This is a genomic window from Rahnella woolbedingensis (genome assembly GCF_003602095.1).
Lineage (GTDB): Bacteria > Pseudomonadota > Gammaproteobacteria > Enterobacterales > Enterobacteriaceae > Rahnella > Rahnella woolbedingensis.
The window spans coordinates 43,401-68,266 of sequence record NZ_RAHH01000025.1; the positions used below are offsets into that span (position 1 = coordinate 43,401).

At 51.4% G+C, this 24,866-nt stretch carries 28 protein-coding genes and 3 tRNA genes; 16 read left to right on the forward strand and 15 right to left on the reverse strand.

Translation table 11 applies throughout. The features are described 5' to 3' along the window. The first annotated feature begins 81 nt into the window (after positions 1-81). The 11 genes from recA (at position 82) to luxS (ending at position 9,547) form a co-directional block, all read left to right on the forward strand. Entirely contained in the window at positions 82-1,146 is a 1,065-nt protein-coding gene (recA, locus tag D6C13_RS19090; protein ID WP_120134256.1) for a recombinase RecA, read from the forward strand. A gap of 243 nt (positions 1,147-1,389) precedes the next feature. Next, positions 1,390-1,956: a recombination regulator RecX gene (recX, locus tag D6C13_RS19095; RefSeq protein ID WP_208642913.1), complete on the forward strand. Its 567-nt coding sequence runs from the start codon at positions 1,390-1,392 to the stop codon at positions 1,954-1,956. A gap of 138 nt (positions 1,957-2,094) precedes the next feature. After that, positions 2,095-4,722: an alanine--tRNA ligase gene (gene alaS, locus D6C13_RS19105; protein ID WP_120134258.1), complete on the forward strand. Its 2,628-nt coding sequence runs from the start codon at positions 2,095-2,097 to the stop codon at positions 4,720-4,722. A gap of 256 nt (positions 4,723-4,978) precedes the next feature. After that, the gene (gene csrA, locus D6C13_RS19110; protein ID WP_013574027.1) at positions 4,979-5,164 is read left to right on the forward strand and encodes a carbon storage regulator CsrA; all 186 of its coding nucleotides are present in this window, start codon (positions 4,979-4,981) and stop codon (positions 5,162-5,164) included. A gap of 325 nt (positions 5,165-5,489) precedes the next feature. Continuing rightward, positions 5,490-5,582, forward strand: a tRNA-Ser gene (locus D6C13_RS19115). An 8-nt stretch (positions 5,583-5,590) separates the two neighbouring features. Next, a tRNA-Arg gene (locus D6C13_RS19120) sits at positions 5,591-5,667 on the forward strand. 110 nt (positions 5,668-5,777) lie between these two features. Then, positions 5,778-5,854: transfer RNA gene (locus D6C13_RS19125), tRNA-Arg, on the forward strand. A gap of 354 nt (positions 5,855-6,208) precedes the next feature. Then, a complete protein-coding gene (gene yqaB / locus D6C13_RS19130; RefSeq protein WP_120134259.1) occupies positions 6,209-6,775 on the forward strand; it encodes a fructose-1-phosphate/6-phosphogluconate phosphatase in 567 nt (188 codons plus the stop codon). Beyond that, positions 6,772-7,200 (forward strand): YqaA family protein, encoded by a 429-nt coding sequence (locus D6C13_RS19135; protein ID WP_120134260.1) that lies wholly within the window; start codon positions 6,772-6,774, stop codon positions 7,198-7,200. Before yqaB ends, D6C13_RS19135 begins: the two co-directional genes overlap by 4 nt. Before the next feature lie 85 nt (positions 7,201-7,285). After that, positions 7,286-8,857, forward strand: a complete 1,572-nt coding sequence (gene gshA / locus D6C13_RS19140; protein WP_120134261.1) for a glutamate--cysteine ligase — start codon at positions 7,286-7,288, stop codon at positions 8,855-8,857. 174 nt (positions 8,858-9,031) lie between these two features. Continuing rightward, on the forward strand, positions 9,032-9,547 hold the full coding sequence (gene luxS, locus D6C13_RS19145; RefSeq protein WP_120134262.1) for an S-ribosylhomocysteine lyase: 516 nt from the start codon (positions 9,032-9,034) through the stop codon (positions 9,545-9,547). A 69-nt stretch (positions 9,548-9,616) separates the two neighbouring features. On the opposite strand, the gene D6C13_RS19150 is transcribed toward luxS, so the two are convergent. Both D6C13_RS19150 and D6C13_RS19155 read right to left on the reverse strand, forming a co-directional pair. Continuing rightward, positions 9,617-10,906, reverse strand: a complete 1,290-nt coding sequence (locus D6C13_RS19150) for an HlyC/CorC family transporter (RefSeq protein WP_120134263.1) — start codon at positions 10,904-10,906, stop codon at positions 9,617-9,619. Positions 10,907-10,922: 16 nt separating this feature from the next. Continuing rightward, positions 10,923-11,714, reverse strand: a complete 792-nt coding sequence (locus D6C13_RS19155) for a cytochrome C assembly family protein (RefSeq protein ID WP_013574033.1) — start codon at positions 11,712-11,714, stop codon at positions 10,923-10,925. Between the two features lie 164 nt (positions 11,715-11,878). Between D6C13_RS19155 and ffh the strand changes: the two genes are divergently transcribed. From ffh to rplS, 5 genes are all read left to right on the forward strand, one after another. Next, positions 11,879-13,240, forward strand: coding sequence for a signal recognition particle protein (ffh, locus tag D6C13_RS19160; protein ID WP_112286849.1), 1,362 nt, complete (start codon positions 11,879-11,881; stop codon positions 13,238-13,240). 178 nt (positions 13,241-13,418) lie between these two features. Then, positions 13,419-13,667 carry a 30S ribosomal protein S16 gene (gene rpsP / locus D6C13_RS19165; protein WP_120134264.1) on the forward strand — a complete coding sequence of 83 codons (249 nt, stop codon included), beginning with the start codon at positions 13,419-13,421 and terminating at the stop codon, positions 13,665-13,667. Positions 13,668-13,685: 18 nt separating this feature from the next. Beyond that, entirely contained in the window at positions 13,686-14,234 is a 549-nt protein-coding gene (rimM, locus tag D6C13_RS19170) for a ribosome maturation factor RimM (protein WP_013574036.1), read from the forward strand. A 67-nt stretch (positions 14,235-14,301) separates the two neighbouring features. After that, positions 14,302-15,075: a tRNA (guanosine(37)-N1)-methyltransferase TrmD gene (trmD, locus tag D6C13_RS19175; RefSeq protein WP_120134265.1), complete on the forward strand. Its 774-nt coding sequence runs from the start codon at positions 14,302-14,304 to the stop codon at positions 15,073-15,075. Between the two features lie 48 nt (positions 15,076-15,123). Then, on the forward strand, positions 15,124-15,471 hold the full coding sequence (rplS, locus tag D6C13_RS19180) for a 50S ribosomal protein L19 (protein WP_095923499.1): 348 nt from the start codon (positions 15,124-15,126) through the stop codon (positions 15,469-15,471). A gap of 103 nt (positions 15,472-15,574) precedes the next feature. Here the strand turns inward: rplS and D6C13_RS19185 are convergent, their stop codons facing one another. The 13 genes from D6C13_RS19185 to D6C13_RS19245 all read right to left on the reverse strand — a co-directional run bounded on the left by D6C13_RS19185 (position 15,575) and on the right by D6C13_RS19245 (position 24,839). Continuing rightward, on the reverse strand, positions 15,575-15,754 hold the full coding sequence (locus D6C13_RS19185; RefSeq protein WP_120134266.1) for an ogr/Delta-like zinc finger family protein: 180 nt from the start codon (positions 15,752-15,754) through the stop codon (positions 15,575-15,577). A 65-nt stretch (positions 15,755-15,819) separates the two neighbouring features. Beyond that, positions 15,820-16,899, reverse strand: a complete 1,080-nt coding sequence (locus D6C13_RS19190) for a contractile injection system protein, VgrG/Pvc8 family (protein WP_120134267.1) — start codon at positions 16,897-16,899, stop codon at positions 15,820-15,822. A 2-nt stretch (positions 16,900-16,901) separates the two neighbouring features. Then, on the reverse strand, positions 16,902-17,372 hold the full coding sequence (locus D6C13_RS19195) for a phage tail protein (RefSeq protein ID WP_120134268.1): 471 nt from the start codon (positions 17,370-17,372) through the stop codon (positions 16,902-16,904). Next, positions 17,369-18,997, reverse strand: a complete 1,629-nt coding sequence (locus D6C13_RS19200; protein ID WP_120134269.1) for a phage tail tape measure protein — start codon at positions 18,995-18,997, stop codon at positions 17,369-17,371. Before D6C13_RS19200 ends, D6C13_RS19195 begins: the two co-directional genes overlap by 4 nt. Beyond that, positions 18,990-19,124 (reverse strand): GpE family phage tail protein, encoded by a 135-nt coding sequence (locus D6C13_RS19205; RefSeq protein WP_120134270.1) that lies wholly within the window; start codon positions 19,122-19,124, stop codon positions 18,990-18,992. Before D6C13_RS19205 ends, D6C13_RS19200 begins: the two co-directional genes overlap by 8 nt. Before the next feature lie 20 nt (positions 19,125-19,144). Continuing rightward, positions 19,145-19,432 carry a phage tail assembly protein gene (locus D6C13_RS19210; RefSeq protein ID WP_120134271.1) on the reverse strand — a complete coding sequence of 96 codons (288 nt, stop codon included), beginning with the start codon at positions 19,430-19,432 and terminating at the stop codon, positions 19,145-19,147. Between the two features lie 59 nt (positions 19,433-19,491). Beyond that, positions 19,492-20,001: a phage major tail tube protein gene (locus tag D6C13_RS19215; protein WP_013574045.1), complete on the reverse strand. Its 510-nt coding sequence runs from the start codon at positions 19,999-20,001 to the stop codon at positions 19,492-19,494. Between the two features lie 14 nt (positions 20,002-20,015). After that, the gene (locus tag D6C13_RS19220; protein ID WP_120134272.1) at positions 20,016-21,185 is read right to left on the reverse strand and encodes a phage tail sheath protein; all 1,170 of its coding nucleotides are present in this window, start codon (positions 21,183-21,185) and stop codon (positions 20,016-20,018) included. A 192-nt stretch (positions 21,186-21,377) separates the two neighbouring features. Further along, a complete protein-coding gene (locus tag D6C13_RS19225; RefSeq protein ID WP_120134273.1) occupies positions 21,378-22,340 on the reverse strand; it encodes a phage tail protein in 963 nt (320 codons plus the stop codon). Continuing rightward, entirely contained in the window at positions 22,330-22,944 is a 615-nt protein-coding gene (locus D6C13_RS19230) for a phage tail protein I (RefSeq protein WP_120134274.1), read from the reverse strand. Before D6C13_RS19230 ends, D6C13_RS19225 begins: the two co-directional genes overlap by 11 nt. Beyond that, entirely contained in the window at positions 22,937-23,845 is a 909-nt protein-coding gene (locus tag D6C13_RS19235) for a baseplate assembly protein (RefSeq protein WP_120134275.1), read from the reverse strand. The genes D6C13_RS19230 and D6C13_RS19235 overlap by 8 nt, the downstream gene beginning before the upstream one ends. A gap of 5 nt (positions 23,846-23,850) precedes the next feature. Then, complete coding sequence (locus D6C13_RS19240; RefSeq protein WP_120134276.1) at positions 23,851-24,201, reverse strand: GPW/gp25 family protein; 351 nt, start codon at positions 24,199-24,201, stop codon at positions 23,851-23,853. After that, the gene (locus tag D6C13_RS19245) at positions 24,198-24,839 is read right to left on the reverse strand and encodes a phage baseplate assembly protein V (RefSeq protein WP_120134277.1); all 642 of its coding nucleotides are present in this window, start codon (positions 24,837-24,839) and stop codon (positions 24,198-24,200) included. Before D6C13_RS19245 ends, D6C13_RS19240 begins: the two co-directional genes overlap by 4 nt. Positions 24,840-24,866: the final 27 nt, after the last annotated feature.

Sequence of the window (24,866 nt, forward strand, 5' to 3'; positions counted from 1 at the left end):
TAATTACTGCCGATTACCTGTACACAAATTATATTCAGTGATGCGGGCGGGATGTTCCCCTGTATCAGACGAGGAGTAAAAATGGCTATTGATGAGAACAAGCAAAAAGCGTTAGCTGCAGCACTGGGCCAGATTGAAAAGCAATTCGGTAAAGGCTCCATCATGCGTCTGGGTGAGGATCGCTCCATGGACGTAGAAACGATCTCTACCGGCTCTTTGTCTCTGGATATCGCGTTAGGTGCCGGCGGTTTGCCAATGGGCCGTATCGTTGAAATCTACGGACCAGAATCTTCCGGTAAAACCACGCTGACCCTGCAGGTTATTGCTGCTGCACAGCGCGAAGGCAAAACCTGTGCGTTCATCGATGCTGAACACGCACTTGACCCGATCTACGCTAAAAAACTGGGCGTGGATATCGACAACCTGCTGTGTTCTCAGCCAGATACCGGCGAACAGGCTCTGGAAATCTGTGACGCGCTGACCCGTTCAGGTGCGGTTGACGTGATCATCGTTGACTCCGTGGCTGCACTGACGCCGAAAGCTGAAATTGAAGGCGAAATTGGTGACTCTCACATGGGCCTCGCGGCACGTATGATGAGCCAGGCGATGCGTAAGCTGGCCGGTAACCTGAAAAACGCCAACACTCTGCTTATCTTCATCAACCAGATCCGTATGAAAATTGGTGTGATGTTCGGTAACCCGGAAACCACCACCGGTGGTAACGCACTGAAATTCTATGCTTCTGTGCGTCTGGATATCCGTCGTATCGGCGCTATCAAAGAAGGTGATGTGGTGGTCGGTAGCGAAACGCGCGTGAAAGTGGTGAAAAACAAAATTGCTGCACCATTCAAACAAGCTGAATTCCAGATCATGTACGGCGAAGGTATCAACATCAACGGTGAACTGATCGACCTGGGCGTTAAGCACAAACTGGTCGAGAAAGCCGGCGCATGGTACAGCTACAACGGTGAGAAGATTGGTCAGGGTAAAGCGAATTCCTGCAACTTCCTGAAAGAAAACCCGAAAATAGCTGCTGAACTGGACAAAAAACTGCGTGACATGCTGCTGAGCGGCACCGGTGAACTGAGTGTTGCGACCACAGCGGAAGACGCTGACGACAACATGGAAACCAGCGAAGAGTTTTAATTTCGCGGTTGTCTGACAAAGACATTTGAAGGGCAGGGGACATCGTCCGTTACTTTCAATAGTCACTAAAATGCCAGTCTGGTTTCCAGACTGGCATTTTGCATATAAGGGGGAAACCTTATGTCCGATGAAAAAGCGCCAAACGAAAAAGTCATCGATCTGAAAAAACTGCTGGAAGAGGTAGCGCAGAATAGTGAGTCCACGCTGTTTGAACCTCAGAAGAAAGACGGTGACGCAGCGAAAATCAATATGCTGATTAACCGTGCAATGCGTCTGCTTGCTCAGCGCGACCATGGCGAAACAGAATTGCGCCGTAAGTTACTCATTCCTCCGATGCCTTTTGTTAAACCTCAGAATAAAAAAAGCAGTTGGTCTTCGCGAAAAAAACCGGCGCAAAATGACTTCGCGGAAGAAGAGACCGTAAGAGCTAAACCCGAGCTGCGGCCGGTGCCGGAAGAAATTCCTGAAGAACATGTGCAGGCAGTGATCGACTACTGTTATCAGCACTCATGGCTTGATGATGCCAAATTTGCCAGCCGTTATATTTCCGGTCGCAGTAATAAAGGTTACGGCGCGCAGCGCATCCGTTCGGAATTACTGCACAAAGGTGTCGATAAAGAAATCATCACTGTGGCACTGGAAAACACAGACGTGGACTGGTGTGCTCTGGCACGAGATCTGGCGGTCAGAAAATTTGGTGAAAATTTACCGACTGACTGGAAAGAAAAATCAAAAGTTTTGCGTTATTTGCTCTATCGGGGCTTCTTTCAGGAAGAAATACAGTCTATTTATCGCGATTTTGACGATTGACCGCATACGGTATTTTACTTCCCCGCGCAGAAATTTTATCTTATCCGCACTTTTTCGTTCGTGAGCTGTACAGATTGCTGCCATATGCAGCGTTATCCGGCTCAAGAGCCGTTCTTCCAGCATGATTCCGGGATATTTATGAGCAAGAGCACCGCTGAGATCCGTCAAGCGTTTCTCGATTTCTTCCATAGTAAGGGACACAACGTTGTTTCAAGCAGTTCGCTTGTCCCGACAAACGATCCGACACTGTTGTTTACCAATGCCGGGATGAACCAATTTAAAGATGTTTTCCTGGGTCTGGATAACCGCGATTACAACCGCGCAACCACATCCCAGCGTTGCGTCCGCGCAGGCGGTAAACACAATGACCTCGAAAACGTCGGTTATACCGCACGTCACCATACCTTCTTCGAAATGCTGGGTAACTTCAGCTTCGGCGATTACTTCAAGCACGATGCCATCAACTACGCCTGGGAATTACTGACCGGCGAAAACTGGTTCAATCTGCCGAAAGAAAAGCTTTGGGTCACCGTCTATGAGACCGATGACGAAGCGTTTGAAATCTGGGAAAAAGAAGTCGGCGTTCCAAAAGAACGTATTATCCGCATTGGCGATAACAAAGGCGGCGCATTCGCTTCTGACAACTTCTGGCAGATGGGCGATACCGGTCCTTGCGGTCCTTGTACCGAGATTTTCTACGATCATGGCGATCACATCTGGGGCGGCCCTCCGGGCTCTGCTGAAGAAGATGGCGACCGTTACATCGAAATCTGGAACCTGGTGTTCATGCAGTTCAACCGTCAGGCTGACGGCACCATGCTGCCATTGCCAAAACCATCCGTAGATACCGGGATGGGGCTTGAGCGTATCACTGCGGTTATGCAGCATGTGAACTCCAACTACGACATCGATTTGTTCCAGAAACTGATCGCTGCGGTGGCGGAAGTCACCGGCGCGACCGATCTGTCCAACAAATCCCTGCGCGTTATCGCCGACCATATCCGTTCCTGCGCATTCCTGATTGCAGACGGCGTGATCCCATCGAATGAAAACCGTGGCTATGTGCTGCGCCGTATCATTCGTCGTGCGATCCGCCACGGCAACATGCTGGGCGCGAAAGACACGTTCTTCTACAAACTGGTTGCTCCGCTGATTGAAGTGATGGGCCCGGCGGCGAAAGAACTGAAAGAACAGCAGGAGATGGTTGAGCAACTGCTGAAAACCGAAGAAGAGCAGTTTGCCCGCACCCTGGAGCGCGGTCTGGCGTTGCTGGATGAAGAGTTGTCCGCTCTGAAAGGCGACACTCTGGACGGCGAAATTGCTTTCCGTTTGTACGACACCTTTGGTTTCCCGCTGGATTTGACCGCTGACGTTTGCCGTGAGCGCAATCTGAAAGTAGACGAACTCGGTTTTGAGAAAGCGATGGAAGTTCAGCGTCGCCGCGCACGTGAGTCCAGCGGTTTCAGCGCAGACTACAACAGCATGGTTCGTGTTGACGGCGTGACTCACTTCTCCGGTTACGAACATCTGCAACGCCATTCCAAAGTCGTGGCGCTGTTTGTTGATGGTCATCCAGTGAAGGATATCAAGCCTGGCGTTAACGCCATTGTGGTGCTGGATGACACGCCGTTTTATGGCGAATCCGGTGGTCAGGTGGGCGATAAAGGCATCCTGAAAACCGCATCAGGCGTATTCTCAGTGTCTGATACCCAGAAATACGGTAAAGCGATTGGCCATCAGGGTTCCCTGAATGCGGGTGAGCTGAGCATCGGCGACAGCGTTGAAGCTGAAGTGGATGTGGCGCGCCGTGACCGCATCCGTCTGAACCACTCCGCGACTCACTTGCTGCATGCTGCGCTGCGTCAGGTGCTGGGCAAACACGTGGCTCAGAAAGGTTCTCTGGTTAATGACAACTATCTGCGTTTCGACTTCTCTCATTTTGAAGCGATGAAACCAGAAGAGATTCGACAGGTCGAAGATCTGGTGAATGCTCAGATCCGTCGTAACCTGCCAATCCAGACCACCATCATGGATCTGGAAGAGGCCAAAGAAAAAGGCGCGATGGCGCTGTTTGGTGAGAAATACGAAGACAGCGTTCGTGTTCTGACCATGGGTGATTTCTCCACCGAACTGTGTGGCGGTACTCACGCCAGCCGTACCGGCGATATCGGCCTGTTCCGTATTCAGAGTGAATCCGGTACTGCAGCAGGTGTTCGTCGTATTGAAGGGATCACCGGTGAGAACGCGATTAATACCCTGCATCAGCAAAGTGATTTGCTGCAGGATGTTGCGCACCTGGTGAAAGGCGATGTGAACAGCATCACCGATAAAATCCGTTCACTGATTGAGCGTTCACGTGTGCTGGAAAAAGAGCTTCAGCAAGTGAAAGGTCAGCAAGCTGCGCAGGAAAGTGCTTCACTGTCCAGCCAGACGAAAGAAGTGAAGGGCGTTAAGCTGCTGGTTCGTCAGCTTGATAACGTAGAGCCTAAAATTCTGCGTACGATGGTTGATGACCTGAAAAATCAGCTGGGCTCTGTGATTATTGTTCTGGCAACCATCGCTGATGATAAAGTCAGTCTGATTGCTGGTGTCACGAAAGATTTGACTGATCGCGTTAAAGCCGGTGAGCTGATTGCTTGTGTAGCGCAGCAGGTCGGTGGCAAGGGCGGTGGTCGTCCTGATATGGCACAGGCAGGCGGCAGCGACGTGCAGGCACTGCCTGCTGCTCTGGCGACGGTTGAAGCCTGGGTTGAAGCTAAGCTTTAATAAGAAATAAATAGCTAACCCTGAAAACGCCATAATCTATTGTGCTGTATGGCGTTTTCAGTCTTAATGGCGGTGTGAGCTTTGCGATTAAAGTCGCGACAATGATGATATCGGCTAAACTTAAAGTACTCATGGCTGAAGTTGCAGGCTGCTTACATTTTATGTAGGGGTCATGGCTTACGTTTTACCCGCTTATGATCGATAATGGCCGGGAAACTGAGAGACCCGACTCTTTTAATTATTCAAGGAGCAAAGAATGCTTATTCTAACTCGCCGAGTTGGTGAAACCCTCATGATTGGCGATGAGGTTACTGTTACCGTTTTAGGTGTTAAAGGTAATCAGGTGCGCATCGGTGTGAATGCGCCGAAAGAGGTCTCTGTTCACCGTGAAGAGATTTATCAGCGTATTCAGGCTGAGAAGTCTCAACAGACGAGTTACTGATTTACGAAGCGTCTCGCTAATGGCGAGGCGCTGATCCCCTTTTCTGCGCGTTATCGATTTTCCCTCCCTTATTTTCCTGTGTTTTTCGTTTTTTATTGACTCCTGCTGAACGTATCCGATTTGCCATTTATCAAATATGAAGACGTTTTTTGTGTATCTGGCCTCTGTTTTTGTGTTCAAACTGCTCAGGTTGCGCGTGAAATGTCCAAACGGGTGATTGTTAGGAAAAAAGGGTTTGACTTATAAGGGCCAGAAAGTAATATGTGCGCCACGCAGTGCCGATGAGCTTAAACAAAGTTAGTCAGCACACTCGCAAGAGGCGTATGGTGAGGTGGCCGAGAGGCTGAAGGCGCTCCCCTGCTAAGGGAGTATGCGGTCAAAAGCTGCATCCGGGGTTCGAATCCCCGCCTCACCGCCATTTAAAATGCACCCATAGCTCAGCTGGATAGAGTACTCGGCTACGAACCGAGCGGTCGGAAGTTCGAATCTTCCTGGGTGCACCATACTTTCCTGAACGTATGTTGATTTGCAATCAAATGAGCGTGACGGGCAAAGGCGAAAGCTGATGTAGTACGGAAAAATGGTCAGGTAAATCTGCAGTAAGAATCAAAATGCACCCATAGCTCAGCTGGATAGAGTACTCGGCTACGAACCGAGCGGTCGGAAGTTCGAATCTTCCTGGGTGCACCATATTCCAAACATGTTGCAGCGACGACTTTCATATAGCGTCCTCCGGCATGAAGGTAGCACGAGGGAAGATAACGTTGCTTTAGCAACGGCTCGCAGGGCGAGGCCCGCCGAGTAATCTTCCTGGGTGCACCATATTCCAAACATGTTGAAGTGTTTTTTATTTCAGCATTAGAGAAACCCGCTTCGGCGGGTTTTTTGCTTTCTGCGTTTGACCTCTGTATTTCACCTCTTCCTTTTCATTTCTCTGATCTTTCCTACGTGTTCGGATGTGCTGTAGGTGTGGACAAAATGCGACTTTCGAAAGACTTTGCGATAAAGTAGTTTTCCTGTTTTTTCGTGATCATGGAGCTTTCGATGTACGATCGATACCAAGGACTAATATTTGATATGGATGGCACCATATTAGATACCGAACCGACGCACCGTAAGGCATGGCATCAGGTATTGACCAAATACAGCATGCAGTTTGATGTCGAATCCATGGTTGCTCTGAATGGTTCTCCGACCTGGCACATCGCTAAGTTTGTGATCGACAGTAATAATGTCGAGATGGATCCCCATCTTCTGGCGGCTGAGAAGACGGCAGCGGTTCAGGAAATGTTGCTCGATACTGTCCGTCCGTTGCCGTTGATAGATGTCGTGAAGGCCTATCATGGCCGCCGGCCAATGGCAGTGGGCACGGGCAGTGAGCACTGGATGGCGGATGCCCTGTTGCGCCATTTGGGCCTGCGTGATTGCTTTGATGCGATCGTGGGTGCCAATGACGTACAGAACCACAAACCTGCCCCGGACACATTTTTGCGTTGCGCTGAGTTAATCGGCGTACCTCCCGAAAAATGCGTTGTGTTTGAAGATGCGGATTTCGGTATCGAGGCGGCGAAACGCGCCAATATGGCATTTGTGGACGTGCGTACGCTGTGAGCAGCGCCGTGGCGCTGGCTTCCTTATTCGGCAGCAGCTTTCTAAGCGCCACACTTTTGCCTGGAAATTCAGAAGTTTTATTAGTGGCTTTATTGTCAGCTGGCAGCGCAATGCCAGCGGCACTGGTTTTGTCTGCAACTGTTGGCAATACCTTAGGTGGCATAACCAATGTCATCATCGGACGCTTTCTGCCACAGCTTAAACCTCAGCGTGGACTCCACGTTGCACAGGGTTGGTTGAAGCGCTTTGGACCGGCAGCTTTATTGCTGAGCTGGTTACCGGTGATAGGTGATGTGTTGTGCGTGTTAGCAGGTTGGCTGCGAATGCCGTGGGGGCCTGTGGTCTTTTTCATGTGTATTGGAAAAGCAGTGCGTTACATCCTTTTGACTTTTGTAACGCTGGAGGGGCTCTCATGGTTCAGTTAGATTGGTATCAGCTATCAATTATGGTCACATCTATGCAGACTCAGTATGCTTGCAAATTAATGGTTTCACCGAGCGGGAGGTCAATTTGATCCCGGATGTATCTCAGGCGCTTTCCTGGCTGGAAGCCCACCCTCAGGCATTAAAAGGCATTCGTCGCGGTATTGAGCGCGAAACGCTGCGGGTTAATCCCGATGGCTCATTAGCGACAACCGGCCATCCGGAATCTTTAGGTGCGGCACTGACGCATCGCTGGATAACCACCGATTTTGCTGAAGCTTTATTAGAATTCATTACGCCCGTCGATGACAATATTGAGCATCTGATGGCGTTCCTGCGTGACATCCATCGTCACGTGGCCCGTGAGCTCGGTGACGAGCGTATGTGGCCATTCAGCATGCCGTGCTTTATCGAATCCGGACAGGATATCGAGCTGGCACAATACGGTTCCTCTAACGCCGGGCGCTTTAAAACGCTTTATCGTGAAGGTCTCAAAAACCGTTATGGCGCACTGATGCAGGTCATTTCCGGCATCCATTACAATTTCTCGTTGCCGCTGACGTTCTGGCAGGAAAAGCTGGGCGTGACCGATATTGAAAGCGGCAAAGAGGCGATTTCTGCGGGGTATTTCAAACTCATCCGCAACTATTACCGTTTTGGCTGGGTGATCCCTTATCTGTTCGGGGCCTCGCCTGCCATCTGTTCTTCATTCCTCAAAGGGCGTGAAACAGATTTGCCGTTTGAATATACCGAAGCGGGATTGTGCTATCTGCCGTATGCAACCTCGCTGCGTCTGAGTGATTTGGGTTACACCAATAAGTCACAAAGCAATCTGGGCATTACCTTTAACGACCTGAGTACGTACGTTCAGGGCGTTAAAAAGGCCATTCGCACACCCTCTGCTGAATATGCGGAAATGGGGGTGCAGAAGGACGGAAAATATCTGCAACTGAACACCAATGTGTTACAGATTGAGAACGAACTTTATGCGCCAATTCGTCCTAAGCGCGTCACCAAATCCGGTGAAACTCCTTCTGATGCGCTGATGCGCAGCGGGATTGAATACATTGAGGTTCGTTCGCTGGACGTCAATCCGTTCTCGCCGGTGGGCATTGATGCCACTCAGGCGCGTTTCCTGGATCTGTTTTTGGTATGGTGTGCTTTAGCCGATGCCCCGGAAATGAACAGTGATGAGCTGCTTTGCACGCGTCAAAACTGGAATCGGGTGATCCTTGAAGGGCGCAAACCGGGCCAGACTATTGGTATCGGATGTCACGATGAACGTCAGCCGTTAGCCAAAGTGGGCAATGCGTTGTTTGCTGATTTGAACCGTGTGGCTCAGGTCATGGATAACCAAAACGGCGATACCCTTTATCAGGATGTCTGCAAGGAACTGGTTGCGGCGTTTGATGACCCTGAACTGACTTACTCGGCGCGTATCCTGAAAGATCTGGAACAGCAGGGCGTCGGTAATCTCGGGCTGGAACTGGCGGAGAAGTATCGTCAGATGCTGGTCAGTGAGCCACTGGAAGTTCTGGATGCCAGCGCATTAATGGCTGAGCAGGACGGCTCCTGGCAGCGTCAGCGCGCACTGGAAGCGGCGGATAAGCTAAGCTTTGAAGAATACCTGGCTGCGAATGCAGGCAGTAGCGTTGAATAGAAAGTAGCGTTGAGTAGAAAAGAAAAAGGCCACAATCAATGTGGCCAAATAAACATCTCTGTTTACAGGGATGATGATAACAAATGCGCGTCTTTCACTAATTAAGACCCGCATGCAGGGAAAAGGTTTCCTGAGTTCGTAAAAAAATTAAATTTATTTAGGAGAGGTGACGATATGCCACTGTTGGATAGCTTTACCGTAGACCATACCCGTATGGCAGCACCTGCTGTTCGCGTCGCAAAAACCATGCACACCCCACACGGGGACACCATTACTGTGTTCGATCTGCGCTTCTGCCGCCCGAACATTGAAGTGATGCCTGAGCGTGGTATTCATACTCTTGAGCACCTGTTTGCAGGGTTCATGCGTAATCACCTGAACGGTAGCGGTGTTGAGATCATCGATATTTCTCCGATGGGTTGCCGCACAGGTTTCTATATGAGCCTGATCGGTGTGCCGGAAGAGCAACGCGTGGCGGATGCCTGGAAAGCGGCGATGGCGGATGTTCTGAAGGTAAAAGAACAGCGTCAGATCCCTGAGCTGAATGAATACCAGTGCGGTACTTTCGAGATGCATTCCCTGAAAGAAGCGCAGGAAATCGCGCAGCACATCATCGATCACGACGTTGTGGTAAACCATAACGATGAACTGGCTCTGCCAAAAGAAAAATTGTCCGAGTTGCACATCTAGTTTTGAAGTGTGCAGAAGACAAAAAAGACGCGAACTTCGCGTCTTTTTTTATGCCTGAAATTCAGAGGACTAGTGCTGATTGACCGTATTTTTCAGAGGCTGTAACGGACGAACCTGCACCTGTTTGATCATGTTGTCCTGTACGTCCAGCACTTCGACTTCGTAATCTTCAATGCGTAAGCTGACCCCGATATTGGGGATTTCTTCGAGCACTTCCAGCAGCATACCGTTAATGGTGCGCGCGCCGTCTTCAGGCAGATGCCAGTTGAAAGCTTTGTTCAGCTCGCGCACGTTGGCACTGCCTTCAATCAGCACGGAACCGTCGCTTTGCGGGGTAACTTCCTCAGCAAGCGTCGGTGACATCGACGTGGTGAAATCACCAACGATCTCTTCGAGGATATCTTCTACCGTGACCAGCCCCTGAATATCACCGTATTCATCCACCACGATGCCCACTTTCTTTTTATTCCGCTGGAATTTCACCAACTGAATGTTCAGCGGCGTACCTTCCGGGATGTAATAAATCTCATCGGCGGCGCGCAGCAGATTTTCTTTAGTGAACTCTTTCTTCTCAGTCATCAGGCGGTAGGCTTCACGCAGGCGCAGCATACCGATCGCATCGTCGAGGGAATCACGATAAAGCACGATGCGGCCATGAGGTGAGTGCGTCAGCTGGCGGATGATGGATTTCCAGTCGTCGTTGATATCAATACCGACGATTTCATTACGCGGCACCATGATGTCGTCCACGGACACTTTTTCCAGGTCCAGCACGGAAAGCAGCATGTCCTGATTACGACGGGAGATATTCGAACGTGACTCGTTCACGATGGTTCGCAGCTCTTCTTTACTGACCGCGTCGCTGAGGCCGGTTGTGGTCTGGATGCCAAACATCCTCATCAGCAAACGCGAGAGACTGTTGAGGATCCACACCAGTGGCATCATGATGGTTTGCAGCGGGCGCAGCAAAATGCTGCTCGGGAAAGCGATGCGTTCAGGATTCAGCGCAGCAAATGTTTTTGGCAGCACTTCGGCAAACAGCAGGACGACAAACGTCAGCACACCGGTAGCAATCGCCACACCGGCATCACCGTACAGACGAATGCCCACAATTGTTGCCAGAGCAGAAGCAAGGATGTTGACCAGGTTGTTGCCGATGAGCACGAGGCTTATCAGCTGGTCCGGGCGTTTTAACAGCTTTTCGACGCGCCGCGCCGCGCGGTTACCCTGTTTGGCCAGGTGACGTAACCGGTAACGGTTGAGTGTCATCATACCGGTTTCGGAGGCTGAAAAATAAGCCGAAACCACCACCATGATGATCAATGTGATGATCAGGGTTGTTGTCGAGACGTGCTCCAACGGGTATTCCTTTTAATTAATGAACCATGATCTGCTGGATCAGGCGGCTGCCGAAATAGGCAAGAGTAAGCAAGATGGCGCCCGCCATGCTGAACCATACCACGCGGCGGCCACGCCAGCCTTCGTGATAATGGCCCCACAACAGGACGATATAAACGAACCATGCCAGTATCGATAAGACGGCTTTGTCGATATTCTCCGGGCTGAACAGGTTGTTCAGATACAGCAATCCGGTGCACAGCGTCAGCGTCAGTAAAATGACGCCAATCTGAGTGATGTGAAACAATTTACGTTCGATGCTCATCAGCGGTGGCATGTCGGCTGTGAACGTCAGACGTTTGTTCTTCAGCTGATAATCCAGCCACGCCAGCTGCAACGCGTAAAGAGCCGCGATCATCAGCGTAGCATAAGAGAATAACGCCAGGCCGATGTGAACCAGCAGGCCCTTGCTCTCTTCCAGATGCGTGATGAATTCGCCCGGCAGGAAAGTGACGAACGCCAGATTGATCAGCGAGAAGCTGTAAACAATCGGCAGTACAAACCAGCCGCGGTTGCGTGATGCCACGATGGTCATCACCGTACCGATGATCAAACTGACCACGGAGCCGATGTTCACCAGGCTGAGATTCTGGCCGGTGCTGACATCAAAAATACGTTGCTGCAATGCCACAGCGTGGCAGACAAGCGCCACCACAACAGAAATCAGTGCTAAACGCCGGTATGCGCTGTTCTTCCGGATGATGCTCGGAATGATCAGTGCAAGGCTGAGCAGATAGGCCAACATGGCGACGAGAGCAAAAACTGACATAGCGTTTGGGTAGCATCGAAAAGTGAATGAGAACCGCAGTATAACGTTACCGGCGTCACGCTCCAACCTATCTGAGATGCCAAAGCAGAGATCGTCCGCGCTTCGTGTTATAATCCCGCAATTACGTCGCAAAAGCGGCCTGTCATAACGTTGAGCATGAGACGATGTTTGAGAATTTAAGCGATCGATTGTCGCGCACACTGCGCAATATCAGCGGCCGCGGGCGGCTGACCGAAGAAAACATTAAAGAAACATTACGTGAAGTGCGTATGGCATTACTGGAAGCGGACGTTGCGCTTCCTGTCGTTCGTGACTTCATTAACCGGGTGAAAGAGAGCGCTGTTGGCGTTGAGGTCAATAAGAGCCTGACACCGGGTCAGGAATTCGTCAAAATTGTCCAGAAAGAACTGGAAACCGCGATGGGCGAGGCTAACACCGAGCTTAATTTAGCGGCGCAGCCTCCGGCTGTGGTTCTGATGGCAGGTTTACAAGGTGCCGGTAAAACGACCAGCGTCGGTAAACTGGCGAAATTCCTGAAAGAGAAGAAAAAGAAAAAAGTGCTGGTGGTGTCTGCCGACGTTTATCGCCCTGCGGCGATCAAACAGCTGGAAACCCTGGCGCAGCAAGTTGAAGTGGATTTCTTCGCGTCTGACGCGCAGGAAAAGCCGGTTGATATCGTTACCCGCGCACTGCAACAGGCCAAACTGAAATTCTACGACGTTCTGATTGTCGATACTGCCGGCCGTTTACACGTCGACGAAGCGATGATGGACGAAATCAAACAGGTTCATGCCGCGATTAATCCGGTTGAAACCCTGTTTGTGGTCGATGCCATGACCGGTCAGGATGCCGCGAATACTGCGAAAGCGTTTAACGAAGCGCTGCCGCTGACCGGTGTTATCCTGACCAAAGTCGACGGTGACGCGCGTGGCGGTGCTGCGCTATCGATTCGTCACATCACCGGCAAACCGATTAAGTTCCTGGGTATGGGTGAAAAAACCGATGCTCTGGAGCCGTTCCATCCGGATCGTATCGCTTCGCGTATTCTGGGTATGGGCGACGTTCTCTCTCTTATCGAAGACATTGAGAGCAAAGTCGACCGTGCACAGGCCGAAAAGCTGGCCAGCAAACTCAAGAAAGGTGACGGCTTTGACCTGACCGATTTCCTCGAGCAGCTCAAGCAAATGCGTAATATGGGCGGCATGGCGAGTATGATGAGCAAACTGCCGGGTGTTGGTCAGTTGCCGGATAACGTCAAATCCCAGATGGATGACAAAGTGCTGGTGCGTATGGAAGCGATCATCAACTCGATGACGCACAAAGAGCGCGCCAAGCCAGAAATTATTAAAGGTTCCCGTAAACGCCGCATCGCGGTGGGTTCCGGCATGCAGGTGCAGGACGTCAACCGCTTACTTAAGCAATTCGACGATATGCAGCGCATGATGAAGAAAATGAAGAATGGCGGCATGGCGAAAATGATGCGTGGCATGAAAGGTATGATGCCACCAGGTTTTCCAGGCCGTTAATCGACATCACTGTCTATATATCAGCCACATAGGCGGCTCATGCAAATTGCGGGCTAAGCTATCTACGCTTTAGATTGCTTTTTGCGCCAAAATGAGTAAAATTTTCGGGCTTTTTATATTGCAACCAGACCCCGTTCCCCGATGGGGTCTGGTTGTTTTATTAACTAAAGAGGATGTTATGGTAACAATTCGTTTAGCACGTGGCGGCGCAAAAAAGCGTCCGTTTTATCAAGTAGTAGTGACCGACAGCCGCAACGCTCGTGACGGTCGTTTCATCGAACGCGTAGGTTTCTTCAACCCATTGGCTTCTGGCCAAGCTGAAGGTCTGCGTCTGGACCTGGATCGTGTTGCCCATTGGGTAGATCTGGGTGCAACCGTTTCTGATCGCGTTTCTGCGCTGATCAAAGACGCTAAGAAAGCAGCTTAATCTGTCGCGGTGGTGGCAATGAGCAAGCAATCCAATCCAGTGGTACCCGCTGAGCCGTTAGTACTCGGCAAAATGGGTTCAACATACGGCATTCGTGGTTGGCTCAGAGTGTTTTCATCCACCGAAGACGCTGAAAGCATCTTCGACTACCAGCCTTGGTTTATCCAGCGTGCCGGTAAGTGGCAAGTTGTCGAGCTGGAAGGCTGGAAACGCCACACTCAGGACCTGATCATCAAAGTCAAAGGCGTTGATGACCGGGATGCTGCGAATCTTCTGACTAATTGCGAAATTGTCGTCGATTCAAAGCAACTGCCTCCACTGGAAGACGGTGACTACTACTGGAAAGACCTTTTTGGTTGCCAGGTAGTGACAACTTCCGGTTACGAACTGGGCAAAATCATCGATATGATGGAAACCGGTTCTAACGATGTGATGGTAGTTAAAGCCAACCTGAAAGATGCCTTCGGACTCAAGGAGCGGTTGATTCCGTTCCTCGATGGGCAGGTTATCAAGAAAGTCGATCTCGCTACTCGCACTGTTGAAGTAGATTGGGATCCTGGTTTTTGACCTCCGTAGTGTTTATTCACGTAAACAAGGTCTGGTTGAACGGTCAAACATTTGGAAGGGGTAGGCTATGTGGATTGGTATAATTAGCCTGTTTCCTGAAATGTTCCGCGCAATTACGGATTACGGGGTAACTGGCCGGGCAGTTAAGAATGGCCTGTTGAGCGTAAATTGCTGGAGTCCTCGTGACTTCGCATACGATCGACATCGTACCGTGGATGAGCGCCCTTACGGCGGTGGTCCCGGAATGCTGATGATGGTGCAACCCTTACGGGAAGCGATTCATGCAGCAAAAGCAGCGGCAGGCGAAGGTGTGAAAGTGATTTATCTTTCACCTCAGGGTCGCAAACTGGATCAAACCGGTGTTTGCGAACTGGCGGCTCATCAGAAAATTATTCTGGTTTGTGGCCGTTATGAAGGGATTGATGAGCGCATAATCAAAACCGAAATTGATGAAGAATGGTCAATTGGCGATTATGTTCTCAGCGGTGGAGAGTTGCCCGCAATGACTCTGATTGATTCAGTCTCCCGCTTTATACCGGGTGTCCTGGGTCGTCAGGCTTCAGCAGAAGAAGATTCTTTCGCTGACGGATTGCTGGATTGCCCCCACTATACCCGCCCTGAAGTGTTGGAAGGCATGGAGGTACCGCCGGTTTTACTGTCGGGAAACCACGCTGATATACGTCGCTGGCGCCTGAAACAGTCGCTGGGTCGAACCTGGCTTAGAAGACCTGAACTTCTGGAAAACCTAGCTCTGACTGACGAGCAAGAGGTGTTGCTGAGAGAGTTCCGAAAGGAACATCGGCTCAGTCAACAAAACTATGAAGGGAACGCCAAAGCGTAACGCGAGGCCGTCCCGATATATCAGTTTACCTAGGGTAAGAGACATATTATGAGCAATATCATTAAACAAATCGAACAAGAGCAGATGAAGCAAGACGTACCTGCATTCCGTCCAGGTGATTCCCTGGAAATTAAGGTATGGGTCGTTGAAGGTTCTAAAAAGCGTCTGCAGGCATTCGAGGGCGTGGTTATCGCTATTCGTAACCGCGGTCTGCACTCTGCATTCACTGTTCGCAAAATTTCTAACGGCGAAGGTGTTGAGCGTGTATTCCAGACTCACTCCCCAGTAATCGACAGCATTACTGTTAAACGTCGTGGTGCCGTTCGTAAAGCTAAACTGTACTACCTGCGTGAGCGTACTGGTAAGTCTGCACGTATCAAAGAACGTCTGGGCTAAGGTATCGCTAACGCGACATCTACTAGTTAATATAGAACAAGGGGTTAGCCATTGGCTAACCCCTTTTTACTGTGTCTTTTTTGCATCAGCGGCAGCAAAACGACTACGCCGTTACAGGTTGGGTACCCGGTTTTGAGATAACCCGGGCGACAGACTCGTGCGTGGCAAATGTGCAGCTGCACTCAATATTCTGACACTGGTGATAGCGTTCCTTCGTTGATTCACTCAGATAACGGCTTGAACGTGTATGGGCGACCTTTCCACAAAGCGGGCAATGCATCATAAAAACCTCCGGCGTGACAGATAAGCGATGAGGTTATTATGAAACTCATAACTCGCAAAGGCAAGTTATGATTGTAATATTGAAGATTGATAGGTGATATCTGCAATATATAGCTTCAGGTTTAAAGTGGTCGTAAACCCCTTTTCATTAACCTCGTGTACTACAGAATCAATCACCCAGTTCTGGCTGTCGATCACGTCTTTAAATCCCTGCACATTCACCGGTGTCTGCGCGCTCAGATCGGCACGCCCCAAAGCCAGCCGGATGCTGAAAGACGAAGAATCATTCTGAACCTGCTTAAACACTGAATCTGCTGCACGTTTAGCGGTCTCTTCATCAGGGAAGATTTTAGCCAGTTGTAAAACATTACTGCCTGAGCCTGCGGTATAACTCTTTTCTCCTGTGCTTTTCAACCCGACGTTGCTGGTGGTCGCCGTTTTAAGGTCATGCCACTGCGCCATTACGCCGTCATAGGCCTTTTTGTCTATCACCTGATAGTTGTGATTATCGCCATCACTGCGCACGAGTGTTTTCCATGGGATCGCCTGCCCGGATGCAGTGCGGCCGGTGCCCGCTTTAAAAAACAAGATTGCGCCGTTTTTGACAGTGACCTGGGCGCCATAGTTTTGTGCCAGACGGGCGAGAAAGTAGCTGTCCGTTTCGCTGGTCTGGTCGATATGTGGGATAACAATGCTATCCAGTTCCTGCGGGATAACCGGCAAATCTAATTTATTGCGGCTGGAAATGATTCTGACAATCGCGCCCAGGGTGTAATCGTCATACGACTGGCTGAGCCTGGTCGTAAATGAACCACGAAAATCAGCGCTGCGGGCAGTGACCGTGATGACGTCCGGTGAACCTGAATAAACCACCGTATCTACCGTAAAATAGCCGCAGTCATAGAGTGCCTGTTTTGACCATCCCAGATGCAGATGCAAAACGGCGCCGCGAACCGGCATTTGCAATTGCCCGTCGCTGTCGTCGAAGGTTAAATCGAGTTTGTCGGCCTCAAAGCCGCTGTTGTCTGTCACTGACAATTTGATAATGCGGCTGGAGATGTTTTCTTCCAGAACCTTATTTTTTATCGCCAGCGTGAATACGGGGGCGATGCGTGCGCCAACAGGAAACTGAAGATCAGTAAGCATGGTCAGACTCCGCCCGCGAAATTGCTGATTGCCGAACCGGCTTTGTTATACAAACCTTCCGCTTGTGTCAGCAGATCACCGAACATGGCGGCCTGCGATTCATCGACGCGCGTCAGATTGAGCGTGAAGTTGATGCTTCGTGCCTGGCCGCTGGAATTAAACTCAGCATTGTCATTGGCGATATTTTTGATGATAAACATGCCGTAAATCGTGCCGCTGCCTTCAATGAGCGGCCATGCACGACCGGAATCGGCCATGCTTTGCAGCGCCTGCAAATAGCGCATGCCGCCGGTCATTTCAGGCAAGAGTTGCCCGGTGATTTTTATCGTTTCCTCACCCAATCCGAGAAATTGAGAAACCGGACGCTGTCCGAAACGCGCGTTCGCTCCCCAGCCATAATTCACCTGACGGCTCGTATTCTGGTAGGGCAGCGTGCTCAATTTGAACACGAATAAACCCAGCGACATCATCATGAGTAAATCCCTCCGTTGTTGTACTGGCTGAGAAGATTGTTGGTGTCGTTCCATTTCTGCTGGTTGATCGAATCTTCAATCCAGGTTCTGATCTGGTTATGATCCGTTTCCGGTGTCGCAGTGAAGCTTAAGTTCACGGTCGTTGCGCGATTATCCGTCAGGTTGTTCGCTACGGAGGTTTTCGCTGGCTGATACAGGCTCAGCGTGCCGCCTGTGGGAGAAATACTCTCAACCGGCGACGCAGGAATATCCGGGTGCTCATCCTCATCATTGCCAAAAATGGCATCCCATCCTTTTTTCGCCCAGCTGAAGACTTCACCGATCTGAGTGACAGCTCTGTTCAGGGAGGCAAGAATTTCGCCGATCACTTCGCCGACTTGTTTGCCGATATCGGTGAAGCCGCTCAGGGTGCTTTGGGTGAACTGAATTGGCTCAAACAGATCTGTAATCCAGCCCAGTGCGGTTCTGAAAGGCGCGAAAGCGTCACCTACCGGCCCGACGACGGCGGTAAATCCTTCGATGACCCCACCGACAAAAGCGCTGACCGGCTCCCAAAGTTTCACTACCGCAATACCAATCCCGGCTATCAATGCGATCACCGGCAGCAACGGAAGTCCTAAGGCGGCAAAGGCTGCGGCAATAACGCCGCCGGTGCCGGTGAAAATCGTTCCCAGCAAACCGGCTCCTGCCATCAGCATATTGATGCCGCTGAGAACCGGCGCAAGGGTCATGCCGAGCGCGCCCATTCCCCCGATAATGCCAGTGATACCTAAAGCCAGACCGAGCAGGGAATTCACCAGCACCGGATTATCAGTGATCCAGGTATTAACAGTGCTCAGCCAGCGGGTGGCGGTTTGCGTCAGTTCCCGCAGGGCGGCGCTTTGTCCGTCGAAAAGATTGATGCGCAGGGTGTCCCAACTAGCAAAAAGCTTAGTGATATCGCCGTCAAGGTTATCGCCTTTAACGGTCACCGCCATTTGGGCTGCGGGCGTTGCGCCATTCAGTGCTGCGGGTGTCTGCGCCAGAACCTGATCAGCATTCATTCCCTTTTTCGCAAGTGCCTGCTGTTTGGCGACAACGTCCGCAGGCGAATGGCCGGAAGCCGCCATCGACAGACTTTGCTCACGTAAAGCCGCAACGTGCGGATCGTCATTTTTCAGTCCAAGAACCGACTGCACATCTGCCAGCCCGGCTTCCAGATCGGCACCCGGTTTCAGAAAGTTTTGCGCCAATGCCAGTTTGGGCTGTGCGAAGGAGAGGGCAGACGAGCTGATATTTTTTAACTGACCGATTTTCAGTTGGCGATTTTTAACCTGTTGCCCGACCTCCCACCCTCGTTGTTCCAGTTGTATCGGGCGTTGCTGACGCAGCTTTTCTGCCGACGGGTTTGCCACCGCTTTTTTCAGGCCGGAAAGTGCCTGTGTTTCGGTTTCGCTATCAGGAGCGAATACTGAATTATCAAACTGAAGGGAAGCGTCAGTGAGGTCTTCTGAGATGACGCTGAACAAAGTCTTTCCGGGCAGCATCAGCAGGTTTTTTCTGACCTTGTCGGTTTCGGCCCTGAATGCGGCCAGATCCTGATTTATTTTTCCAAGCGTATCGGGTAACTGTTCGAGATTACTCATCTGTTTTTACTCCGCTGCGTTGCAGTGCCTTATGTCGCCAGTTCAGCAGATCGGTGAGTGACATGCCGTCCAGCTCGGACGGCGGCCAGTGAAATATCACCGCGATATCTGCCATCAGGTCATCCACGGTGAGGCGGGGCGCAATACTTACACCACCGGTTTCGGCGATAAAAAACCAATCACCTTACCTGCCAGTGCGATCAGATCCGGAAGCTCCAGGCGTGAGCACTCTTCTTTGGTCAGGTTCGGATATGTGATGCGTGGCAAAATGGTGATCAGCGCATCCACATCTGCGTTCGCCAGTGCCGCAAGACCGATACCGCGCAGACTGCCGGCGGTCGGTTTTGTCACCTGTATTTCTGTTATTTCTGTATCGCCGCGTTTGAGCGGAACATCGAGAGTCACGGTGTTATCGGTGATGTCAGTCGGTTGCATGTCTTTTCCTGTTTAAGTTAGAAGTGAAGCCGGCATGGGCTGCCGGCTTAGGGAGAGGATTACAGACCGAGCGCGGTACGATGTTCTGCCAGACGGTCAACGCCGTTGACGACTTCAACCATGTTGACGGTGTCGATCTCAATGAGCTCTTTGCCGTCGATAGTCAGTTTGAAATACGTGCACTGGGTGGTGACTTTGGTTTCAGTGTCTTCACCCTGTTTGTACTCACCGAAATCAAACTCTTTGTGACGGCCGCGCATCATCACTTCGACGGCAGAGACATCGCCCGTATCGTCGCGCTGCAGCGAACCGGCGAAACGCAGCGGAATATCAGATGTGCTGCCCCATTGCTGCAGAACCAGCTCATCCAGACCGCCGATGGACCATTCCAGCGTCAGTGCATCGTCGTCCAGACCGAAGTCCACCGCCACCGAACCGCTCATGCCGCCGCCACGATAGTTTTGCAGTTTGCGGGTGAGTTTCGGCAGCGTCAGTGAAGAGACCAGGCCGAGGTAGCTGTTCCCGTCATTAAACAGGTTCAGGTATTTCAATTTCTTAGGAAGTGCCATGAGTCATTGTCTCCTTAGCTGTTAATGGACGCGGCAAAGTTCACCAGATAAGAGTCGGTGATACGCTGGCGCAGGGTCAGATCTTCGAGTGGAGGAACCGGCGTGTAGTCGTAATCGATATACAGTTTGCCGGCTTTCAGGGTTTCTGCCGTGTTTGCGGTTTCGTCGTACCAGCAGTCACCGTCAATGATGTAACCCGCTGATTTCATTTCGCGCATTTTGGCTTTGATGCCGTCGATCATGTCGCGAACCAGCGTCGGTGTCATTGGCTTATCGACCGCCCACATATGCGCTTCTGCCATGGTATCGGCCAGAACCTGCGCGGTACGGGTGTAGTTTTCAAACAGGAACAACGTGTCATCGCTGCAGGTACGGTTGCCCCAGAAACGGAAGCCGTCTTTGCGTACCAGCGTGGTAACACAGGCTTCGTTCAGCAGATCGGCGTCGGTACCGGTCGCCTGCAAATCCCAGAAGACGCTGGCTGAAAGGCCGGTCACGCCGTTCACGCCGACGTTTGACAGGGTTTTATGCCAGCCGGTGTCCTGATCGATTTTGGCACGCAGGCCCAGAGCACGGGCTGTCGCATAAGCGATATCCGACTGGCTGGTGGTGGTATTCCAGTTAATAAAGTCCGGCCAGATCAGCATCAGTTCGCGCTGACTGAAGTTTTCGCGGTATTTAATCGCATCGGAAATGGTTTTTGCGCCGTAGACGCCGACATAACCAAAGGCACGCAGTTGCTGGCAAACACCAGCCAGTGCAGTCGCGACCGCCTGATTATCCAGACCCGGAACACCGAGAATACGAGGTTTTACGCCCAGCTCTGCCTGAGCAGAAAGCAGCGCTTTCATGCCGGTGTAACGGCCATTGGCATCAGAACCGCCGATGATATTACTGGTGGTCTCAGCCTCATCTTCGCCCGTGGCAACACGCACCACGACGGTGACCGGTTTACACTGGTCAGCAATCGCCAGCAGTGCGGCACGCAACGTCCCGCTGGTGCCGGCTTTACCGCTGGCCGCCAAAACGTCAGTGACCAAAACCGGAGTATTCAAAGGAAAAACGGTCGCATCCGCATCTTCTGCGGTACAAACCATGCCGATAATTGCGGTGGAAACGGTAGAAATAACGCGGGTGCCGTCATTGATTTCAACAACACGTACGCCGTGATGATAATCAGCCATCAGGTTGACTCTCTCTGTTGTGGGTGGTGAAGCAAGGATGCCGGTTCGCAACAGAAAGCGCATTCCATCAGGGGCGTGGGGGACGTGGCACAACAGCGGGGGGGATAAAAAAGAGATAATGAAAATTATCTCTTTTTTATGTTTAGATTATTAGTTGTTTAAAATATTTGATAAGAACTTTAATAATCTAACTTAAGCTGCGCGAACAATATAGTTGAATGCTAGGTTGCAAGGTGCCGTTTCATTTTGACCTTCTTCAGTTATATAGAGTCCGCTATCTCCAGTAGCAGCATAGTAAACGTTGGCTGCTCCTTGGCGATATTCTTCATTTACTGCTGGAACTTTTTGACCATCTCCTGAGCCAAAAAGAAACGCGTGGGTATGTTTACGTAATTTATCTTGTGCATAATTTAAAACTTCACGTCCAGTATCTATGCCGCGTCCGTCATCCCAACCTCGGATAAATACACCACGTAAATCAGGTAAGTTACCAGAGGGGTATGCTGTGGCTAATTTAGGATATTTTGCTTTATCAAATGCCGCGCCATTACATTTTAACCAACCGACTGGCGGTGTTGCTGTCGGCCAGGGCAGCGGAATGCCTACCGGAAGATCGTATTGTGGATGAGGATTTGCTGCCGCCACATGCTTCGCCATCAGATCATCAGCATACGCTTTAACCTCAATGACTTTATCATCGACACATTTACGCGTAGCCAGCACCACCGAGGGGTCAATTTTCAGTGTCACCGCATCCGTACTGTTTACCACTAAAATCATACGAACGGTTTGAGTACGGCCGCTGCCTTCCTGCAATTGCGGTTTATAGGTTTCAGGGCAGTTGGCTATGGCAATCAGCGTATTGTCCTGATCGAATAAGCCAATCTCGCGGATCCAAAATCCCCCCTGATCTTCGGGAATGATCTGTTCAGCAATGATCTGGTTAGTATTCGCCGGATCAACGCTGAGTGAGTTGAGCGCAGCGCGACGTTTCTCGCCGATCAATTTTGTTTGTGCCGGATCGGGAGTTGGCAATACACCTCCGCCGTCTCCCACTGCCATTTGCGTCAGGCTGAGTTGCGTGCCCAACGCTGTTGCATTGGCCAGTTTTGCTGCACCCAGATTGGTCAGCAACGCATAATATTTAGCTGTCATAATTTACTCTCAGGTTGTCGATTAAATGGATTGCTGAACCGGTAAATGCAGAGCCGGAGGCAGTAATGGTTTCAGGGAAATAGGGGTATACCGTCAGTTCTTCGCCGTCGTAAGTCGCTGCGGCGATATAAAAATCTCCGGTGACGTCCAGATTAATTGAGAGCCCGATCAGATGACGACTACAGGGTTTCGCATCTGCAATCAGACGTTCGAGCTCCTGATACATTTCTTCCGTAATGCCTGTTTCCAGCACGCCGACATCGAGGTGAAAGGTGCCCGCAACATCGTTGGTCTGCCACCATTCAGTGACACGAATTAAATACCCCAGCGGTTCAACGACCCGGCGTAATGCGCCAATGGTGCCTTTGTGTTTGTGAACGAACCAGGCGGCGCGAACCGCAGACCGTTTCGCCTGCTCGGTCCAGTTTTCATCCCAGCGGTCAACCGAAAATGCCCAGGCAATATAAGGGAGTAATTTCAGCGGGCAGGAATCAGGATCCCAAAGTTCACGCAGAGGAACGCTGAGATTACCGATTTGAGATAGCGCCTGTGCGGCCGCAACTTCAAGCTGAGTAGAGCCCGAAGGTAACAGACGATCACTCATCCGAGCCTCCCACGGTGAGCGAGTAGGCCGTACATAAAGACGCCTGGGTTTTATCGAGTACGATATCTGCCAGCGGAGATGACAGCTCGACCCGCTGAACGCCTTCAACATGCAGAGCGGCATAAATTGCAGAAAGCCGTATATCGCGACCCAACCGGCTTTGCGTGTTGATGTAGGTTTTCAGCTGCGCTTCAGACGCCGAACGGACTGGCTCAATTTCAGGCGTGGGCAAGACATACAGCACGGCATCAATATGATAAGGCACAATCTCAGCCGCCTGTACGGTGACGCGGTCGGCAACAGGGCGGACATCTTCATCATTCAGAGCCTTTTCGACGGCAGTGAGCAAATCACCGGAGGCCACGCCGTCGTTGTCTCGCGATAAAATAGTGACAGTCACTTCTGCGGGAGACGGGCTGATAGCTGATGCATCAGCGATACGTCCGTCCGCCGAGCGTGCATGGTATTCGTAAGCACCTGTTGGACCGGCTACGCTCAGCCCTTCGAATGCCTGAGGGATTCGCATACGCAAATCGCTGTCGGCCTCCAGGATGGCAGGGGTTGGCGGAATTGTGGTGCTATCCGCAGGCCGTAAAACCAGGCGCTGAACATTAAAATTCGCCGCCAGCTGATCCAAATCACTGCCCGTTGCATAGGCCACCATCACGGCGCGGGCAGATTCGTTGACGCGCTGGCGCAGGATCAGTTCGCGGTAAGCGTTTTCCTGCAGCAATTTGACCAGCGGTTCGGATTCCAGCGTCAGAGTCCGGCTGACCGCTTCCTGCTGGTCGGCAGGATAGAGCGAAATCAGCGTCGTTTTACGTTCTTCAAGCAGGGTTTCATAATCCAGTTGTTCGACCACATCGGGGGCGGGTAACTGGCTCAAGTCGATCGTTGCCATAAGTGTCAGCTCACAGGAATATTCAGGGAAAAATCCGTCGCCGTATCGTTACGGCTTCCGGTCAGTTCAATCACCATCTTGCCGTCGTAACCGGTATCGAAAGTGATAGCAGTCAGTGAGACGCGCGGTTCCCACTGCAACAGGGCGGTGTAGCACACGGCCATCATCTGTAGCCGCAGCGCGCCGTTTTGCGGCTGGTCAATCAGCTCAGAAAGCAGCGAGCCGTAATTGCGGCGCATCACTCTGGAGCCCACCGGCGTATTCAAAATGTCGCTGACGGATTGGCGGATGTGGTCGAGATCTTCGATAGCCATTCCGCTGTTTCTGTCCATCCCCAGGTATTTCGGATTACTCATTGTGGGCCTCCTGTCTGGCCGCCACCGGTCTGAACACCGCTGTGACGATGGGTGTGCACAACGATGCCGTTGGATGTCAGGCTGCCGCCGCTGTGGGGTAAGTTACCGGTCAGCGTGCCGCCTTGTTTGACTTCAAGGGATCCGGTGGTCAGCTTGGTGGTGCAAACCACTTCCGGTGTATCGAGCGTAATGCGCGTACTGGCGGTACAGCGGATTTCGGGCGCTGTCACCTCAACCTTTTGCGCGGCGCTAATCACAGCGGTTTTTATGCCTGTCACTTTCAGGGCACTTTGTGCCGGTTCGTATTCCAAAACGGCGCCGTCCGGGAAGGCCAGATGAAGGGCGTCTGGCGAAGCGGATGGTGCGGGTGAGGCATCGGAGAATACCGCCGGTAAAACGAATGCCGTATTCAGCTCGCCGCCCATCGAGAGCAGTAAAACCTGTTCGCCGACGGAGGGTGCCCACCAGCTGCGCGTGCGGCCAGCGCGGTGCGTCATCCACGGCAGCCAGGCCGTCACGTTGCTGCCCGTCGTGACGCGGCAGCGGGCGTTGGCCAGATCCAGTTCTGAGACCTTGCCGATGCGCACCAGATTGCCAATCAGACGCATTATGTCGTTGAGTTGAAGAGTCGTATTCATGGGATAAAGGATGCCGTTTCAGAGGGT

Coding starts and splice junctions, on each gene's coding strand:
- recA (WP_120134256.1), top strand. CDS start 82: ATGGCTATTGATGAGAACAAGCAAAAAGCGTTAGCTGCAGCACTGGGC.
- alaS (WP_120134258.1), top strand. CDS start 2,095: ATGAGCAAGAGCACCGCTGAGATCCGTCAAGCGTTTCTCGATTTCTTC.
- csrA (WP_013574027.1), top strand. CDS start 4,979: ATGCTTATTCTAACTCGCCGAGTTGGTGAAACCCTCATGATTGGCGAT.
- yqaB (WP_120134259.1), top strand. CDS start 6,209: ATGTACGATCGATACCAAGGACTAATATTTGATATGGATGGCACCATA.
- luxS (WP_120134262.1), top strand. CDS start 9,032: ATGCCACTGTTGGATAGCTTTACCGTAGACCATACCCGTATGGCAGCA.
- D6C13_RS19155 (WP_013574033.1), bottom strand. CDS start 11,714: ATGTCAGTTTTTGCTCTCGTCGCCATGTTGGCCTATCTGCTCAGCCTT.
- ffh (WP_112286849.1), top strand. CDS start 11,879: ATGTTTGAGAATTTAAGCGATCGATTGTCGCGCACACTGCGCAATATC.
- rpsP (WP_120134264.1), top strand. CDS start 13,419: ATGGTAACAATTCGTTTAGCACGTGGCGGCGCAAAAAAGCGTCCGTTT.
- rimM (WP_013574036.1), top strand. CDS start 13,686: ATGAGCAAGCAATCCAATCCAGTGGTACCCGCTGAGCCGTTAGTACTC.
- trmD (WP_120134265.1), top strand. CDS start 14,302: ATGTGGATTGGTATAATTAGCCTGTTTCCTGAAATGTTCCGCGCAATT.
- rplS (WP_095923499.1), top strand. CDS start 15,124: ATGAGCAATATCATTAAACAAATCGAACAAGAGCAGATGAAGCAAGAC.
- D6C13_RS19185 (WP_120134266.1), bottom strand. CDS start 15,754: ATGATGCATTGCCCGCTTTGTGGAAAGGTCGCCCATACACGTTCAAGC.
- D6C13_RS19190 (WP_120134267.1), bottom strand. CDS start 16,899: ATGCTTACTGATCTTCAGTTTCCTGTTGGCGCACGCATCGCCCCCGTA.
- D6C13_RS19195 (WP_120134268.1), bottom strand. CDS start 17,372: ATGATGATGTCGCTGGGTTTATTCGTGTTCAAATTGAGCACGCTGCCC.
- D6C13_RS19200 (WP_120134269.1), bottom strand. CDS start 18,997: ATGAGTAATCTCGAACAGTTACCCGATACGCTTGGAAAAATAAATCAG.
- D6C13_RS19210 (WP_120134271.1), bottom strand. CDS start 19,432: ATGCAACCGACTGACATCACCGATAACACCGTGACTCTCGATGTTCCG.
- D6C13_RS19215 (WP_013574045.1), bottom strand. CDS start 20,001: ATGGCACTTCCTAAGAAATTGAAATACCTGAACCTGTTTAATGACGGG.
- D6C13_RS19220 (WP_120134272.1), bottom strand. CDS start 21,185: ATGGCTGATTATCATCACGGCGTACGTGTTGTTGAAATCAATGACGGC.
- D6C13_RS19225 (WP_120134273.1), bottom strand. CDS start 22,340: ATGACAGCTAAATATTATGCGTTGCTGACCAATCTGGGTGCAGCAAAA.
- D6C13_RS19230 (WP_120134274.1), bottom strand. CDS start 22,944: ATGAGTGATCGTCTGTTACCTTCGGGCTCTACTCAGCTTGAAGTTGCG.
- D6C13_RS19235 (WP_120134275.1), bottom strand. CDS start 23,845: ATGGCAACGATCGACTTGAGCCAGTTACCCGCCCCCGATGTGGTCGAA.
- D6C13_RS19240 (WP_120134276.1), bottom strand. CDS start 24,201: ATGAGTAATCCGAAATACCTGGGGATGGACAGAAACAGCGGAATGGCT.
- D6C13_RS19245 (WP_120134277.1), bottom strand. CDS start 24,839: ATGAATACGACTCTTCAACTCAACGACATAATGCGTCTGATTGGCAAT.